Raw genomic sequence first — 16,344 nt, 5'->3', positions numbered from 1 at the left:
GGAGACAACAAATACAATGTTTAGCAAAATCTTGATCGCGAACCGAGGTGAAATAGCGGTTCGAGTCATTCGCACCGCAAAAGACCTAGGCTATCAGACAGTCGCAGTTTTCAGTGAAGCGGATCGCTACGCACCTCATGTCATTGCCGCCGACGAAGCAGTTTGTATCGGTGCAGCTGCCGTGAATGAATCCTATCTGGTGAGTGACAAAATCATTGATGCCGCCAAACGAACTGGTGCCGGTGCCGTGCATCCCGGTTATGGTTTTCTTTCAGAGAACTCAGGTTTTGCAAAAGCCTGTGAAGAAGCTGGCATTGTTTTTATCGGCCCGCCTGCTGGCGCGATAGAACTAATGGGGAGCAAGCGCTTATCCAAAATCGCCATGCTTGAGGCAAAGGTACCTTGTATTCCCGGATATGAAGGCGCTGATCAAAACATCGAAACACTGCTAAGCGAAGCCACGCGAATTGGCTTCCCTTTGATGGTGAAAGCCTCTGCTGGTGGCGGCGGACGTGGCATGCGTTTAGTACACAAAGAAAGTGAACTAGAAGCGCAAATTAACACCGCCAGATCAGAAGCTGAAAATGCGTTTGGAAGCGGTGAGTTGATTCTTGAACGCGCCGTGATCAGCCCCCGTCACATAGAAATCCAGGTGTTCGCTGACCAACATGGTAATGCCGTGTACCTGGGCGAACGGGATTGCTCGATACAGCGCCGACATCAGAAAGTCGTTGAAGAGGCACCATCCCCCTTTGTTGACCCAGCGCTTCGACAACGTATGGGTGAAGCGGCCGTTCAAGCCGCAAAAGCCTGCGATTACGTCGGTGCGGGAACCGTTGAATTTTTGGTGGACCAAGAAAAGAACTTCTATTTCCTTGAAATGAATACGCGCTTGCAGGTTGAGCACCCTGTCACCGAGCTAGTCACCGGCACCGACCTTGTAGAATGGCAGATCAACGTTGCAGCGGGCGCTCCCCTCCCCAAAACCCAGGAAGGCATCACGCTGAATGGACATGCGATTGAAGTTCGTCTTTATGCTGAAGATCCACGCAATCAGTTCTTACCTCAAACGGGGAACATCTTACGCTGGCAAACGAGCAATGCCGAAGGTGTCAGAATTGATGCCGGCATAGAGCAAGGCCAAGACGTCTCGCCTTTTTATGACCCTATGCTCGCTAAGCTTATTGCTTATGGCGCAAACCGTGAGGAGGCGCGACGAAGACTATTAAAGCTGTTGCGCGAAACCGTTTTGTTTGGTGTCACCGTGAACACGCACTTTTTGTCACGGGTTCTTGATCATCAGCGTTTCACGACTGGTGAAGCAACGACCGCGTTTATCGAGCAAGATTTTGCTGAAGACGAGAGTATTGCAGAGCAAGAGCAGGATGCGCTCGCGACAGCGATTGCCTGTATGTGCCTGCATCACAGCAAACGTTCAGACGGCAATGTCTCAAATATGTTAATGGGTTGGAGCAATAGCGCGAGTAGCGAATGGCCCTACTCCATGCGCTTCGGTGAGAGCGAGGTTAAGCTGTTTGTTGAAGAATCTAAAGGACTCTTCACCGTGCGAAACACAGAAGATGACGCGCCGATTAGCTTGCGCTTAGTGAGCCAAAATGACGCTGAAATTTGTTTTGAACATGATGGCATTCAGCGACGCTGCAATAGACTGGTAACGGGAGATAAGATCTACCTTCGCTTGGGTTCAGAAGATTTTGTCTTCGAAGACGTCACTCACGTTGCAAAAGATGCAGCGGGTGCCGCAGGCAGTGGCCAAGTGCAAGCAAGTATGGATGGCGCGATTATCAAAGTATTTGCCGAACCGGGTCAGGCGGTGGCCAAAGGCGACACGCTAGTCATACTTGAAGCAATGAAGATGGAGCACCCTCTCAAAGCAGATGTAGATGGTACTGTTGAGTCTGTGCTTGTTAAAGCCGGTGATCAGGTAAAATTGCGACAGCTATTGGTTGAAGTCGCAGCGACAGAGATGAGTGAAGAATGAGCACATTGAACAATCGAGTTGTTTTTATTAGTGGCGCGAGCCGCGGAATTGGCCGAGAGATGGCACTAAAGTTCGCCAAGGATGGCGCAAAAATTGTGGTGGCCGCAAAATCGACAGAAGCACATCCAAAACTACCCGGCACCATTTTTACGGTCGCAGAAGAAGTAGAACAAGCGGGTGGACAAGCACTACCCTTGCAGTTAGATGTTCGCGACGACGAAGCCGTTGTTGATGCCGTGAATAAAGCGGCTGAACATTTTGGCGGGCTCGATGTGGTAATTAACAACGCCGGAGCAATTAAACTTGCGAACTCCGAGAACTTGCCGCTCAAGCGTTTTGATTTAATGCATCAGATCAATACCCGAGCCGTGCTTTCACTATCAAAAGCGGCCCTGCCTCATCTGAAAAAATCAGCTCATGCGCATATTTTGAGCTTATCGCCTCCACTGAATCTCGATCCTAAATGGTTTCAGCACTATGGCCCATACACGGTCACCAAATATGGGATGTCTATGCTGACCATCAGTTTGGCGCAGGAGTACCGCCGCTTTGGCATTGCGGTAAATTCCTTGTGGCCCCAAACCGTCATTGCGACCGCGGCGGTCGAATTCGAAGGTGGCGGCAAGAGTATTCTTGAGAAAGGTCGGATACCGGCCATCATGGCAGATGCCGCTTATGAAGTACTCTCTACAGACAAGCTCGCACTCACTGGCGAGCTTCTTATAGATGAATGCGTCTTGCGAAAAAGTGGCGTCACTGACTTCGACCAATACCGCTACTCAAGCGAGAACACGAAACCCTTGATGAAAGACCTTTTTGTCGAATAAACTGGGTGTACGGGCGCTTCGGCGCCTGTGAGACGTTAGGATGTCGTCTCGAAGGCTACCAATAAACATAACGAAGCCAAGGTAAAAAACATGCCATCCACTGTTAGCATAGAATCGATTGACTCCGCGTCTGCGGAAAAACCTCTGCCTGCAACGAAGCCATTTAAAAGTTCAATTATTGAAAACGACGCTATCAGAAATGCCGATAGCTTTATCGATATCTTTTACGAACGGGCCAAGCTGCACCCAAACAAGACGTATCTACGACAAGCTTTAGGCAACAGATGGCATGAAATCACATGGCTGCAAGCCTACGAGATGGCTGCACGACTTGTCACAGCGATGCGCGAGATGGGGCTTAAGCCCGGAGACCATGTAGGGTTAATCTCAAAAAATTGCTTTCCTTGGATTATCTCTGACCTCGCCATCATGATGGGCGGATATGTTTCTGTGCCCTTTTATCCAACGCTGTCGCCAGCAGACTTAAAAGAAGTCATCGAACTCAGTGACATCAAAGCACTTTTTGTGGGCAAACTCGAACACTGGGAACAGCAGCAGGATGCCGTCAACGATCAGCTCATTACGATTGCATTTCCACAATTCGAAGGCAACAGTCCGATCGATAACTGCAACTACAGCTGGGAAGACCTAATGTCTAACCCACCCTGCACAAACCCGCATAAACCCAAAGCTGATGAAGTATTCACCATTATTTATACGTCCGGCACAACGGGCACACCCAAAGGCGTTATGATCGATTACGCCTGCGCAAATGAGGTGATGAAACATGAGCGCCAAAGCCCCGCTTATGGCGTATTTCAAGGCGTGTCAGAGCGAGTATTATCCTATTTACCGCTCAATCATATTGCGGAACGCGTGGTCTCTGAAGTGAGCCCCATCGTTGCAGGCTCGGAAGTATCGTTTAGCGAGTCACTAGATCGCTTTGCCGAAAACCTGCAATCAGTCCAACCTACCCAATTTTTTGCGGTACCCAGAATATGGGTAAAAATCCAACAAGGCATTCTCTCCAAGTTGTCCGAGAAAAAACTCAACACAGCCCTTAAAATCCCCATCATCAGCCGCCTGCTAAAGAACAAGATCAAAAGAGGCCTTGGGTTAAATGAAGTTCGATCTGCGATTTCTGGTGCCGCTCCTCTCGCGAGCTCACTCATAGACTGGTATGCAAAACTTGGTATCAATATTCAGGAAGTCTACGGTGCAACAGAACTCTGCGGTGGGGTCACCTTTAATACACTGGACGATATTACCCCGGGCTCTGTTGGCAGGCCTTTGCATGGGGTAGAAATCAAGATTGACACCTCAAGTGATGAAGTGCTCGTCAAAGCGCCATGGGTCATGAAAGGGTATTACAAGTCACCCGAGAAAACGGCAGAAGTACTTTCAGAAGATGGCTGGTACCATACTGGCGACACAGGTCGGCTCGATAGTGAAGGAAGGCTGACCATTACCGGACGCCTGAAAGACACGTTTAAAACGGCAAAAGGCAAGTTCATTATCCCGGTTCCGATCGAGCACAAACTCGGCGCCAACTTGTTTGTTGGGCAGGTGATGATCACCGGATTTGGCTTGGTTCAACCTATCGCGCTCATTAATTTAAGCGAGTCAGCGCTGCAAGAAGAACAGCACGTTATTGAAGGCAGCATTAAGCAGACTCTTGATCAGGTAAATGCGGAGCTACCCTCCTACACACGCATCTCTCATGCAGTGATCTTCCCTGAACCATGGGCCGAGGACTGCGGCTTTTTTACGCCCACACTTAAAATCAAACGCCACATTGTCGATCAAACATATAAAGAACACTACGAAACATGGTGCAAACAACCTAACGGAATCTTATGGGCCGATGAGTTGTTTTTGGTCTCTAGTTAAGTTGTATAGCGGCGGTGAAAGGATAATTGAGCCGCCCTATGAGAGCATAATATGACCACAGTCATCACGCTCTCAAAAGGCTAATCTAAACCATATCGGAACATTGCCTTTGTGAAAAAAGCGTACCAAGAAACTAATAGGCCATCGCTTCGGCTAACACACCAAAGCAGACATCAAGGGGTTCTTAGGTTGGCATTGGTTTTGTGAGAGAATCGGATGCTAAAAGCTTTCCTTTTTAGCGTAGCACTTTAGACTATGTTGAATGGAAACCTCCTTGACTAAAAATTTTTGTTTTCTTTTTATCTGTTTGATTACGTGCGGAGGGTCTTCATTTTTTGTGTGGGATGCGGTTGATACTGGTCAAATTGTCTTCCGAGGCGTAGCAGAAGTCGACGCTAACCCGCTTGGTTTCTGGATAAAAGTCAGCATTATGGTGCTCATCGCGGTGATTACTTTAGCATCTACGGTTCATACACTATTGGCGATTTTACGGAAGTTAAAGGCCAACAACTGAAGTAATTTTACGTATTAGCGTGAGCACCATACCTCAAACAAGCCTTTTAGGCTTGCTTTCTAATGTTCGGTTCTTTGTAGTCTCTGATGAGTTTGAGACACAGAAATTGCTGAGCCGAAAGTCCGCTCTTCACCAACAACCGTTGTAGCTTTTCCTCGAACAACATCTCTGCTTCATATACATAACGGACATCTCCACGCCTTGTTGACAGGTGTCACGTGACACAATACACTTTATTTTATGATCAAATCCTTTGCTGATAAACGAACCCAAGAACTCTACGCCAAGGGCAAGTCAAAGAAATTTCCTGCGGATGTTGCAGCGAGAGCCGCTAGAAAACTTGAATACGTGGATCTGGCCGAACAGTTAGAGGATTTGAAAGTGCCGCCTGGCAATCGCCTTCACCCGCTTTCGGGAAACAGGCAGGGGCAGCACGCAATTTCAATAAATGATCAATGGCGTATTTGTTTTCGTTTTGAAGATGGTCATGCGTATGAAGTCGAAGTGTGTGACTACCACTGAGTGAGGTGATGATATGACTATTCTTAATACTACGGGTATGCAGCGCAAACCCACTCATCCTGGCGAAATGCTGAGGGAAGATTTTCTTCCGGACTATGGCCTGACGGTTTCGGGGTTGGCCAAATCTCTGGGAGTATCTCGTCAGTCAGTTAATGAATTATTGCGCGAACGTCGCGCTGTCAGTCCTGAAATGGCGCTCCGGCTTGCGCGTTTGTTTGGTAACTCGCCGGAATTCTGGCTGAACGCACAGCGGTCTGTTGATCTTTGGACTGCCGCACAATCGGTTAAGGAAGAGGTGGATCGAATCAAGCCGCTACATGCTGCATAACCAAGCCGCGCACCGGATGTCAAAACATCAGCTTCGCGTCGACTTTGTCACCACTGACGGCAGAGGTTCATGATGTCTGCTTTGTCGAAACGGCTCTCAGTTGATCCACTAGCAAAAAATGTCCGCTTATTGGTGAAAACTGAAGCGACGGTCTGTCAAATTTTTAGTCCGCTATTCTCTCAAAACCAATGCCGATCTAACGAGCCTCTAATGTCCGCAATGGAGCGAGAGCTTAGTGCGCATTATCGTTTCAACTCCATATAGATCAGATGACGCCTGATTCTCGTAGTTCTGAGATTTTATCGTCATCAAGCTCAAGTAGTTCGCTTAGTACATCGTTGGTATGTGTACCTAACTTTGCACCGGGCCATTCGGTTTTTCCTGGCGTACTTTCTAGTTTGGGTATCAATGCCGGTATATCCAGTTCACGACCGTCGATCTCGACACGTTCAAACACTTTGCGCGCTTGGTAGTGCGGATCCTCGAACATATCTTGCACGTTATAAATCGGCCCTACTGGAACCCGCTCAGCCTCAAGAATAGCAATAACTTCTTTTGAACTGTGGGCAAGACACCATTGGCCTATCGCTTCGTCAATTTGGGCTTGATGCACCACCCTGCCGGCATTGGTTTGCATTTCTTGATGCTCTGCAAGATCGGGTCGGCCCGCAGCATGCATAAGACGTTTATATATCGAGTCTCCATTGCCACCAATAATCACGTACTTTCCATCCCCGCACCCATAGGTGTTGGTTGGAACTATCCCAGTGACTGTGGTTCCTGAAGGCTCACGAATGGCGCCACAACCGGAATATTCAGGAACCACGCCCTCCATTAAATTGAATACCGCCTCATAGAGCGCCACATCAATAACCTGCCCCTCATGCTTATCGTTATTGGCTCGCTCGATAATTGCCATTGCAACGCCTAAGGCAGCGTGAATAGCCGCAAGCGTGTCACCAATACTTAAATTTGGACGAACAGGCGCTTGCCCGGAAAACCCATTGACGTAGCGAAAGCCCCCAAAACCCTCGCATACTGAAGCAAATCCGGGCTTGTTTGCATAAGGGCCGTCCTGGCCATAGCCAGAAATACGGGTATATATGATGCGAGGATTGCGCTCCTTGGCTTCCTTTGGGCCTAAGCCCCACTTCTCCATCGTACCGGGCCGAAAGTTTTCAACCAGAACATCCGCCTTATCAATCAGGCTTGCTGCGATCTCTCGGCCCTGCTCTGTTTTAAGATCTATCGTGACCGACTTCTTATTCCGCCCGATGCTATGCCACCAGTAAGAGGTGCCGTTTTCCATTAACCGCCACCCACGTATTGGATCACCACCCTCTGGAGGCTCAATCTTTATAACCTCTGCACCAAAGTAACCAAGTATAGAGCCCGTAAAAGGGCCGGCTAACAGCTGCCCCATTTCAATCACACGTATGCCGTCGAGGGGGCGCTTGCGAGAAGCTGAGTCGTTCATAAAGTCATGGTCAATTTTTGAGTGGAAGTAAAAATATAACGAGGCGGGGTCAATGTGTCATCAGGAAAAACAAAAAAGCTCGCCGTTGTGAAGGGCGAGCATCAAAGTGACAAAACACAAAAGCAATACAAAAGAACAACACCTAGTAGCCTTAAGGGAGAGAAACTCTCAGCTACTAGGTGCGATTGATCACTTAAATAGTCAACGACTACGCCTAACTAGGCCATTACTATTTAAGGAGAGCAATTTGCTACAGGCAGAGTCGCTACCCAGCGTTCAATCAACTGAACACCTTCGGCATGTACCACACTTCTGCCAAGTTCTGGCATACGCTGCCGTTCATCATCCGTACTCATGCGATGAACCAGATAAGATAATTCCGGCGCCCCAGGCACTACATCAAATTCGTACGGCGCTAAACCACCGGCAACAGGTTCTTTACACACGCCGTGCGCAAAGGCATCGTCATCAGGACTACGCTGCCATTCAAGACGCAAACCAGAGCCACCCGCTGCGCCACCATAAGACTGTGGCAAGCCAAGGTTCGCACGGTGACAATGCGCGCAGTTGATGTCTAGGTAGCCTTTCGCTGCGATTGCGACATCTGCGTCGCTCATCGCAGACACGTCTGTCAGATCAGAAAACTCTGGCGCTTTCTCAATCGCATTAAAGTCCGCAGGCACACCAACAAGCTTACCGACATTCGACCAATGAGTGAGCTGGTTTTCGATCACATCGCCGTAATCATAGTCTTTGTTTAGATAACGCGCTTTTGGCCCAATTACTTTGGCGATAGGAGGCCGTTCTGGACCCGGATCGACAAGTGGCACGATATTATGACAGGCCGTACACTGCGTGACCGATGGAACTGCATATTCAATGTCCATCGCAGCACCTTCATGCGTCGTTGTTAGGTCAAGTTTGCCACCAGTAATCGCAAGACGGGCATCATTGGTTGGATTACCTTCGGTATCAAACCAGACATACGGACGGCCTACCCAGCCATCTGCACGATGAATCAAAAGACGCGTTTCGATAACACGCACCGCACCATCACGAAATGCGGTGTTCTCGGGCATTGCAAACGTTTTAACGATCACCGTACCCACAGGGAAATCCAAAGCTTCAGTTTGCGAATAGCTCGCCTGCTCGCCCTCAGGAATAAATACATAACGGTATTTACTCGAGTAATCGGTAAACAATGCCGTAGTCAAATCATAAGGCAATCCTCCAGAGTTAGGACCGCTTGTTGGATCTGTTGGATCGGCAAATAGATTGTAGTCCGAAAGGTTCGGACAATTCTCTGCAAGAAGTGCCTCCCACTTAACACCATCAGATGTGCCGGAGCATGAGGCTGTATCAGAACCGGTGTCGTCCTTCTTCACCGTATTCCCGTCGTCAATGACGATCTTACATGCCGTCGTAATGAAGGCGATCGCCAGAAACACCGGCAATCGGGTAACCATGCTGTTTAAAAATGCGTTTTTCATCAGTAACACCCCTTTAAGGTCTTATCAACGCGAACTTGTTTAGGAAAAAACAGGAGGCAGCTACGCTACCTCCTCGCACTGAAATGCCTTATAAAGAGCACGCGTACTCGTCGAGATCATCCGAGTTACAGCCAAACTCTTCGCCTCTGAAGACCACAGAAGAACCCGCTAGCCTAGGAAGAGAACAGTTCATATTTGCGTTTGCAGATAACAACTCTCGAGAAAGCGTTGCTTGTGGCCCAAGAATGTTGCTCGCGCCCGGCGTTCCATCCCAAACCCAGTTGTTTGGATCCATTGGATTCGTGCCATAAACCAGACCGACAGAAGCTTCATCAGCCGCACCTTGTTGCGCCTCAAAGTTATTTGTTTCACAGACATTGTCGGAGCCATCAGCTGCATAAGGTGCAATACCGAGTGGCGCTAGCTCACCCGCATTCGCAAGTAGCTCACCAATTCCGCCATAAAGGATGTCGGGGAAGCTCCCTGCTCCGTAGTAGGCTTCGTAACCCGCAATGACACCGGCTTCTTCAAGCAATTTGCCACCCGGATCAGTAGAGTTTTGTGAAAGGGAGTTATTGTGGATATTGATATTACGTGTGACGGGGCTCCATCCCGCGGTATTATCGTATACGTCGTTATTATAAACGTCAGCGTTCTCGGTATTTTCGATTTCAATACCTGCTACGTTGTACTCCACGAGGTTATTACGTACTACAACATCTTCAGACTGCCCTACATAAATACCTGCATCACGTGAGCCGCAAGAGAATGTATCTTCGATAACGATGTTTTTGGAGTTCACTGGGTATAGGCCATAAGCCCCAGGGCTGTCCGCTAGCAAACGCTTTGGCGTTTCGTCAGACAAACGACCTACCGTCCAAACTGCTGCGACATGAGAAAAATACACGCCATTTGAACCAACCGTTTTGATGCCGTTCTTATTCGTATCGTAAACGCCAAGATCCCGTACCATAAGATCCGAACCGCCTTCGAAACGGAAGCCGTCGTCGCCAGATGATCCATCAAAATCAAGCACGGTATCGTTGATACCGTAACCCATTAAAGTGATATCGTTTGCGTTATAAACGATGATGGAATTACTTACTTTAAACGTCCCTTTTGGCAAACCAATGGTGCTGCCTGCGGGCACTTCAAAAAGAGCAAGGTTGATCGCATCGGTGATGTCATCTCCGTCTCGCGCATCTGCTGCAACAAAGATTGCATCTTCCGGGATTTCGTAACCAGAGGCCGATAGCACTGTAGCGCTTCCGCCATCTGAGTTGCCACACTCAACTTTGTTGCCGTCGTCATCTCGACACACAGCGTTATCAGTAACAGAGTCGACAATATCAGAGACTTCACCCTCGTCGGCTTTTATCGTGACTTTACAGCCACCTAGTGAAAGTGCTCCAGCGACGGCAACCGCTAAACTCAGCTTTGACCACCCAGGTTGTGGTTTTAAGTACATGTCTTCTACCTCATTCTTTTTATGGGACGGTTAGCAAGACATTTGGGTAACTAGCCTTGCTTGAAGACACACTAAAAAAACTTTAAGAGTGCGAGACAACGAATATCGCTGTGCAATTTCTAAGGCTTTGTGCAAATGATAAAAATAGGCTGAGCAATTTATGAAGCAGGCTAATCAAAAACTGCAAGCTATTGATTTAATTGATGTATTTAGCATGATCAAAATTGCAAGAAGTGTGAAGCTGATCATCAAGATCAGCGCCTAGTTTTTTGAGTTATTGGCTCTAAACTCGGTGGGCGTGCAGCTTTGTATTTGCCTAAAAGCACGATTGAACGAACTCAACGAACGATAACCCACGTCCAAGGCAACATTTTGGATAGGCGTATCCTGCTCGCGAAGCAAACGTTCAGACGCCTCTTCAATCCGCAACTGGTTAATATAGTCACTAAAGTTTCGGTACCCGAAACGCTCGTTGATTAACTTTCTAAGCCGATGCTCCGGCACATCGAGTCTGGCGGCCAAGCGGCGAAAGGTAAGGTTTTCGTTACGATAAAATCCACTTTCCATTAAATAGCCAAGGGCCATCGCAAGCTTACTGTGCTCCTCCATCGCTGCGTTTTTCACGGCCTGATCCAAGGCAGATTTGTCTTCAGTCTCGTCTATTTTCATACCAGACTGCGGCACTCTATAGATCTTAAAAGAACCTGCACGCGGCACTAGCATGATATATCCGCATACTGCACAACAGAGCGCGACCGCGAAAAATGGAACGTCACGCCCCATACCGAAATTGAGATGAACAGTGACAACAAGAGCCGTAATACCAAGTACATAGAGAACAAGTGCTCGAAGCTTTCGGCGCTCCTCAACTAAGTCTCCACTCCAGCCGGAGATCACAGCGTACACCCCCCCGCAAATCACAACATATTCTCAATACTGAGGTAGGTCCCAAAACAGGTTGTGTGCCAAGCCCATAGATTCGCTACTAGCACCAAAGGGGCGCGCCAACGCGGGAACCACAAAGCTAAAAATGGCGACGGGAAGCAAAGCTTTATGCTCCTCAGGAGAAGCGGTGAAACCTAGTACGCAGATAGCCCAAAACAAGGCGGGTAACGCGGTCATTATATCCCCCGCTAACCAGCGCCAATCTTTCGGCACGTAGTCATGCACTACAAAGGCCGCTGCGGTTACTAAAAGCGCCATAAATAGCTTTCCAAGGGGCCTATGCCGAGAGTCCTTCCAAACGGATAAAAATATGATTGTTATACATCCAAGACAAAACCCGGCAAGAAGCATCTTAAACCACCATTAATACTGCGTTCTAAAAATTAACGAGCCAATATACCTGCAACGGAATATTATTACGTGATCAAACTCCCGAACTATTGGATCTGAAGCAATCTAGATATAAGATCGACACGTAAGATGAAACGCAAAGCCTAGACAACTATAAATAGAGGCATACAGTGAACGAGACTGAGAAAAGATTTTCGAGCTTTTCGGAGTTCTACCCCTACTACCTTTCTGAACACGCCAACCTCACGTGCAGACGCCTTCATTTTGTCGGTAGTACTTTGGTGCTGTTCGTCCTTGCTTATGCCTTCGCCACGCAGCAATGGGCTTGGCTTTGGCTGCTCCCGCTTATCGGTTATGGATTTGCGTGGGTTGGTCACTTCTTTTTTGAAAAGAACAAACCAGCAACATTCAAGTATCCAATCTATAGCCTGATGGGAGATTGGGTCATGTATAAAGACATCTTAACGCGAAGAATCCCGTGGTAAATAAAAACGAAATTCTCATACCCCCCGAACTCCAAAGTCCAAATATCGAATCGCTGGTTGCGCAGCACAAAACGTCTCCTGCGACGATTGAAGAGACCGTGGAAAGTGCCTATGCGCGCGTTGACCTGCTAAACCCACGGATCAACGCGATCGTTCAAGACTTTAGAGAGAGCGCCCGTGAGCGAGCACGTTATCTGTCTGCCAATGCAGAGAAGTACGCAGACTCAGCTCTCTATGGTGTTCCCGTGACGATCAAAGAGTCATTTACCTACAAAAGCACCCCAACGACGTTGAATTTCCCGCCACTCAAGAACTATCAACCAGAGCAAAGTTCAATACTTGCCCAAAGACTCGAAGATGCAGGCGCAATCATTATCGGAAAGACAAATATTCCGACAATGCTTTCTGATTGCCAAAGCTTTGGACCACTCTACCCAACCGCATGCAATCCTTACGACACTGATAGGACGCCCGGCGGAAGCACTGGGGGCGGCGCTGCGAGCCTTGCGGCCGAGTTCGCTTATGCCGAAATCGGAAGCGACATCGGTGGATCTATACGAAATCCGGCAAACTTTTGTGGCTTGTTCGGATTGAAGCCGTCTACCAATGGCCATGTGCACGATGGCCACATTCCACCAATGCCAAACAAAGGCAATGGTTTTACTGCATTAAACAGCACCGGCCCCCTTGCTCGCACAATGGGTGACTTAAAGGCGATCTATAGCGTTTGCTATCAACCGCTTGTGCAATATCAGCAGTATATGAAGGTGGAAACGAATACCGCACACCATAATGATCTCAGCGGGTACAAGATCGCTTACTTTGACTCAATCAAAGATATCCATTGCTCCAGAGCGACCCAAGAAGGGCTAAACAGGATCGTTAAAAAACTCGAGCAAGAAGGTGCAAGCGTTACCAAGATCAAGGTGGATGAACAATTAGTCGAGCGAAGCTTAGCTTGCTGGGTCAAAATATTTGGTTTTGTTTGCGGGCAGGATTTTCCTTGGGCAATCCGCAAAGTCATGCAGTTTAAGTTCGGGCAAGACCTCAAGCGATCTAGCATCAACGCGAAGAAAGAGCTTGCGGAAGGTTTGAGCTTAGATTTCGCCGAATATTCCAAAGCCTTACTGGAACAGAAAGAATGTATTGCAGAGTTTTATCAACTCTTTGACGACTATGATTTTATTCTATCTCCGACAAGCGTCGGACCGGCGTTTCAACATAACCATAAGCACAAGGATATAGAGCTTGAAGGTCAGCATTACAGCTATACCGACTACTGCTTCGCCTTCGTCATGCTCTATAACTTACTTGGTCTACCTGTGCTTTGCGTGCCATCAGGTCTAGATGAAAAACTGAACCTACCAGTAGGAATATCAGTGGCTGCGCCGCACCATAGCGAAGAGCAGCTACTGCATTTTGGAGAATTACTTGAGAATGCAGGGTTTGGTTTCGTCCCGCCACAGATTGATTAGGTCGCGGGACTAAGGCCTAAGGTTTCAACCTTGAGAATCGCTTATTAATAATCAAAGATGTTGTTAATAAGTCTTCCTGTAAACCAGAACTGGGCAGCGATACTAAACGTATCGACTTGGTCGTCGGCAAGCATATAACGGTTGGCATCGGCACGAATTTTCCAACGCTCGTTGACGGTGTATAGCAAGCCGGTACCAAAGTACTCGTCGATCCCTGAGATCGATTCAAATTTCTCGACGGGATTGCGCACAGGATCAACCATCGTCATTCTTGAATAACGTGAACCATCCCAACGCAATATGCCAAGCTTCAAATTCCACTCTAGGCGTTCGGTAATTCTTGGCGTGTACTGAAAGTGGAGAAACCAGCCCTCTGCTTTCACATCGGTCTTCATATCCAAAGTGGAAGAGCTTGAGTCCCCTTGGTAACGACCACTCGTTTTACCGAAATCGACGTAGCCCCACTCCCAATCCCAATCTGGCGCCGAACTAACGCCCATATATATACGCTTGCCTTTTCCAGCGTCATCAAAGGTCAAAAGGCGCTGATCTTCAAGCGTTCCTAATCCTTCTTGCTCTACAAAAAAAGCAGTCGTTTCAATTAGGTCTTTTTCTGAAACTAGCTCAGACTGGGTCGCGAATATCTCAATACCGCCGTAATAAGGCTGCCCCTCACCGGCACCATACACAGACGCTACTGGCATAAACGCCAAAGAAATTACAATTAACAGCAAGCGCTTCATGAAGCGAATAAACTCCCTTTGATTTGCGAAGCAGTATACTTAAGAGCTCAGGGCAAAAACGTGCTCAGGCGCATACATCCTCGTATTCATACCGATATTCATACACGCACTCATCCGACTTATTCTTTCGGATATCGTTTGCTTGCAGCATGATGATTTAGGTCACGTAATTGGTTGAGGCGCTCCTGGATTTTAATCTCAAGCCCCCTTTCAACCGGCTGATAAAACTCGGTTCCATCCAGTTCCTCCGGAAAATAGGACTCTCCCACCGCAAATGCACCCGGTTCATCATGAGCATATCGATATTCGAGCCCCATGCCCTGCTCTTTCATCAGCTTAGTGGGCGCATTACGCAAATGCATCGGCACATCTCTGTGTCGATCCGCATTAACAAAGGCCTTACTTTGCTTGTAAGCGGTATACACAGCATTGCTCTTAGGGGCGATTGCAAGATAAACGACCGCTTGCGCAAGACTCAACTCACCTTCAGCCTGTCCTAAGCGCTCCAAGGCATCCCAAGCGTTCATCGCGAGCGTGAGCGCCCGCGGATCTGCATTTCCAATGTCCTCGCTAGCCATACGCACTACTCGCCGCGCAATATAAAGCGGATCGCAGCCACCTTGAAGCATTCTCTGCATCCAATATAGAGACGCGTCCGGATCGGAGCCTCGCACGGCTTTATGCAGTGCCGAGATTTGCTCGTAAAACAAGTCGCCGCCTTTATCAAAGCGCTTCAGACTTGTTTGCATAATGGCGACTAAGGTGTCTTCTGTGATCACCTTCCGCTCACCAATCGGCTCAGCGAGATCAACAGCAAGCTCAAGAAAGTTCAACAAAGTCCGTGCGTCGCCATTCGATGATTGCACCAGCGCCTTTCTTAACGCATCTGGGAAATCTATATCGACACCCGCATAACCATCGGCCGAAGATAGGGCCTTGTCGATCAAGTGCGCGAGCGCGTCATCATCTAACTCATTCAAAACATAAACGCGCGCTCTCGAGAGCAATGCGTTATTCAATTCAAAAGACGGGTTTTCGGTTGTTGCGCCGACAAAAATAAAGGTGCCATCTTCGATATAAGGCAAAAAGGCATCTTGTTGCGCTTTGTTGAACCGATGTACCTCATCGACAAATAAGATCGTTGAGCGACCGGTTGCTGCCATCACGCCCTTTGCATTTTCTACAGCCGAGCGGATCTCCTTGACGCCTCCGAGAACAGCCGATATCGAAAGAAAATTAACATCAAAATGGCTTGCCAATAAACGTGCGAAGCTTGTTTTACCAACACCTGGGGGGCCCCAGAGAATCATAGAGTGGAGAATCTTTTGTTCGATCGCCTTGCGCAGAGGCCCTGAGTCGCCCAGTAAGTGCGACTGCCCTAGATAGTCATCGATATGCTTTGGCCGCATCCGCTCAGCAAGGGGGCGATAAGCATTTTGCGATGTGAAGAGATCGTCCATAATCAAGCCTGCCAAATGCTAGTCGGACTGACGGATAACATCGGTCCCCTCGGGTAAGACGGGTTGAAAGTCTGAAGGCTTTAAACCCGAATTAACATACGTTTGAATGAAGCTAATTGTGGTGTCTTGTCCAAGCGAGTCGCTAATTCTAAGATCGCTTAGCTCGCTGCCCTTGAATCGAACGCGGAGAACTTCAAATAAACTGCCATCTTCAATAGGAAAGAGTAGGAACTGCGCCTCCCCTTCTGAACCCGCTCTCTCTTCCACAATAAATTCCCGGGCGATACCTTGCGCATCCCCGTTAAACAAAAGCGCTGGAGTGGCCGAAAAGTCATCACCTAAAACCTGCACACTTGCTTGCTCGAGA

The 16,344-nt window shown here is 48.2% G+C and carries 16 protein-coding genes; 8 read left to right on the top strand and 8 right to left on the bottom strand.

Annotated elements, in window-relative coordinates:
* The first annotated feature begins 16 nt into the window (after window positions 1–16).
* The 6 genes from A3750_RS05855 (at window position 17) to A3750_RS05830 (ending at window position 6,083) form a co-directional block, all read left to right on the top strand.
* Entirely contained in the window at window positions 17–2,002 is a 1,986-nt protein-coding gene (locus A3750_RS05855; protein ID WP_068466239.1) for an acetyl/propionyl/methylcrotonyl-CoA carboxylase subunit alpha, read from the top strand.
* Window positions 1,999–2,829 carry an NAD(P)-dependent oxidoreductase gene (locus tag A3750_RS05850; protein ID WP_068456330.1) on the top strand — a complete coding sequence of 277 codons (831 nt, stop codon included), beginning with the start codon at window positions 1,999–2,001 and terminating at the stop codon, window positions 2,827–2,829. Before A3750_RS05855 ends, A3750_RS05850 begins: the two co-directional genes overlap by 4 nt.
* A 90-nt stretch (window positions 2,830–2,919) precedes the next feature.
* Window positions 2,920–4,719: an AMP-binding protein gene (locus A3750_RS05845; RefSeq protein ID WP_082863221.1), complete on the top strand. Its 1,800-nt coding sequence runs from the start codon at window positions 2,920–2,922 to the stop codon at window positions 4,717–4,719.
* Window positions 4,720–4,993: 274 nt separating this feature from the next.
* The gene (locus A3750_RS05840; RefSeq protein WP_156492402.1) at window positions 4,994–5,233 is read left to right on the top strand and encodes a hypothetical protein; all 240 of its coding nucleotides are present in this window, start codon (window positions 4,994–4,996) and stop codon (window positions 5,231–5,233) included.
* A 240-nt stretch (window positions 5,234–5,473) separates the two neighbouring features.
* Complete coding sequence (locus A3750_RS05835) at window positions 5,474–5,755, top strand: type II toxin-antitoxin system RelE/ParE family toxin (RefSeq protein ID WP_068456324.1); 282 nt, start codon at window positions 5,474–5,476, stop codon at window positions 5,753–5,755.
* A 13-nt stretch (window positions 5,756–5,768) separates the two neighbouring features.
* A complete protein-coding gene (locus A3750_RS05830) occupies window positions 5,769–6,083 on the top strand; it encodes a HigA family addiction module antitoxin (protein WP_068456320.1) in 315 nt (104 codons plus the stop codon).
* Between the two features lie 265 nt (window positions 6,084–6,348).
* Here the strand turns inward: A3750_RS05830 and A3750_RS05825 are convergent, their stop codons facing one another.
* The 5 genes from A3750_RS05825 to A3750_RS24845 form a co-directional block, all read right to left on the bottom strand.
* Complete coding sequence (locus A3750_RS05825; protein ID WP_068456317.1) at window positions 6,349–7,560, bottom strand: CaiB/BaiF CoA-transferase family protein; 1,212 nt, start codon at window positions 7,558–7,560, stop codon at window positions 6,349–6,351.
* Window positions 7,561–7,793: 233 nt separating this feature from the next.
* On the bottom strand, window positions 7,794–9,050 hold the full coding sequence (locus A3750_RS05820; protein WP_068466227.1) for an SO2930 family diheme c-type cytochrome: 1,257 nt from the start codon (window positions 9,048–9,050) through the stop codon (window positions 7,794–7,796).
* Window positions 9,051–9,138: 88 nt separating this feature from the next.
* Complete coding sequence (locus A3750_RS05815; protein ID WP_068453896.1) at window positions 9,139–10,518, bottom strand: parallel beta-helix domain-containing protein; 1,380 nt, start codon at window positions 10,516–10,518, stop codon at window positions 9,139–9,141.
* Window positions 10,519–10,779: 261 nt separating this feature from the next.
* Complete coding sequence (locus A3750_RS24850; protein WP_156492312.1) at window positions 10,780–11,415, bottom strand: AraC family transcriptional regulator; 636 nt, start codon at window positions 11,413–11,415, stop codon at window positions 10,780–10,782.
* Between the two features lie 33 nt (window positions 11,416–11,448).
* Window positions 11,449–11,721 carry a hypothetical protein gene (locus A3750_RS24845; protein WP_068464889.1) on the bottom strand — a complete coding sequence of 91 codons (273 nt, stop codon included), beginning with the start codon at window positions 11,719–11,721 and terminating at the stop codon, window positions 11,449–11,451.
* A 263-nt stretch (window positions 11,722–11,984) separates the two neighbouring features.
* Between A3750_RS24845 and A3750_RS05805 the strand changes: the two genes are divergently transcribed.
* Window positions 11,985–12,299 (top strand): DUF962 domain-containing protein, encoded by a 315-nt coding sequence (locus A3750_RS05805; RefSeq protein WP_068453897.1) that lies wholly within the window; start codon window positions 11,985–11,987, stop codon window positions 12,297–12,299.
* Window positions 12,293–13,774, top strand: a complete 1,482-nt coding sequence (locus A3750_RS05800; RefSeq protein WP_068453898.1) for an amidase — start codon at window positions 12,293–12,295, stop codon at window positions 13,772–13,774. The genes A3750_RS05805 and A3750_RS05800 overlap by 7 nt, the downstream gene beginning before the upstream one ends.
* 44 nt (window positions 13,775–13,818) lie before the next feature.
* Here the strand turns inward: A3750_RS05800 and A3750_RS05795 are convergent, their stop codons facing one another.
* The 3 genes from A3750_RS05795 to A3750_RS05785 form a co-directional block, all read right to left on the bottom strand.
* Complete coding sequence (locus A3750_RS05795) at window positions 13,819–14,478, bottom strand: hypothetical protein (RefSeq protein WP_156492313.1); 660 nt, start codon at window positions 14,476–14,478, stop codon at window positions 13,819–13,821.
* 158 nt (window positions 14,479–14,636) lie between these two features.
* On the bottom strand, window positions 14,637–15,977 hold the full coding sequence (locus A3750_RS05790) for a replication-associated recombination protein A (protein ID WP_156492314.1): 1,341 nt from the start codon (window positions 15,975–15,977) through the stop codon (window positions 14,637–14,639).
* An 18-nt stretch (window positions 15,978–15,995) separates the two neighbouring features.
* On the bottom strand, window positions 15,996–16,344 hold a 349-nt coding region (locus tag A3750_RS05785), incomplete at its 5' end, for an outer-membrane lipoprotein carrier protein LolA (RefSeq protein WP_197474932.1).

The sequence above is a fragment of the Oleiphilus sp. HI0079 genome, from assembly GCF_001635105.1.
The sequence above is the reverse complement of the archived record's forward strand: the minus strand, read 5'-3'. Positions and strand labels throughout refer to the sequence as shown.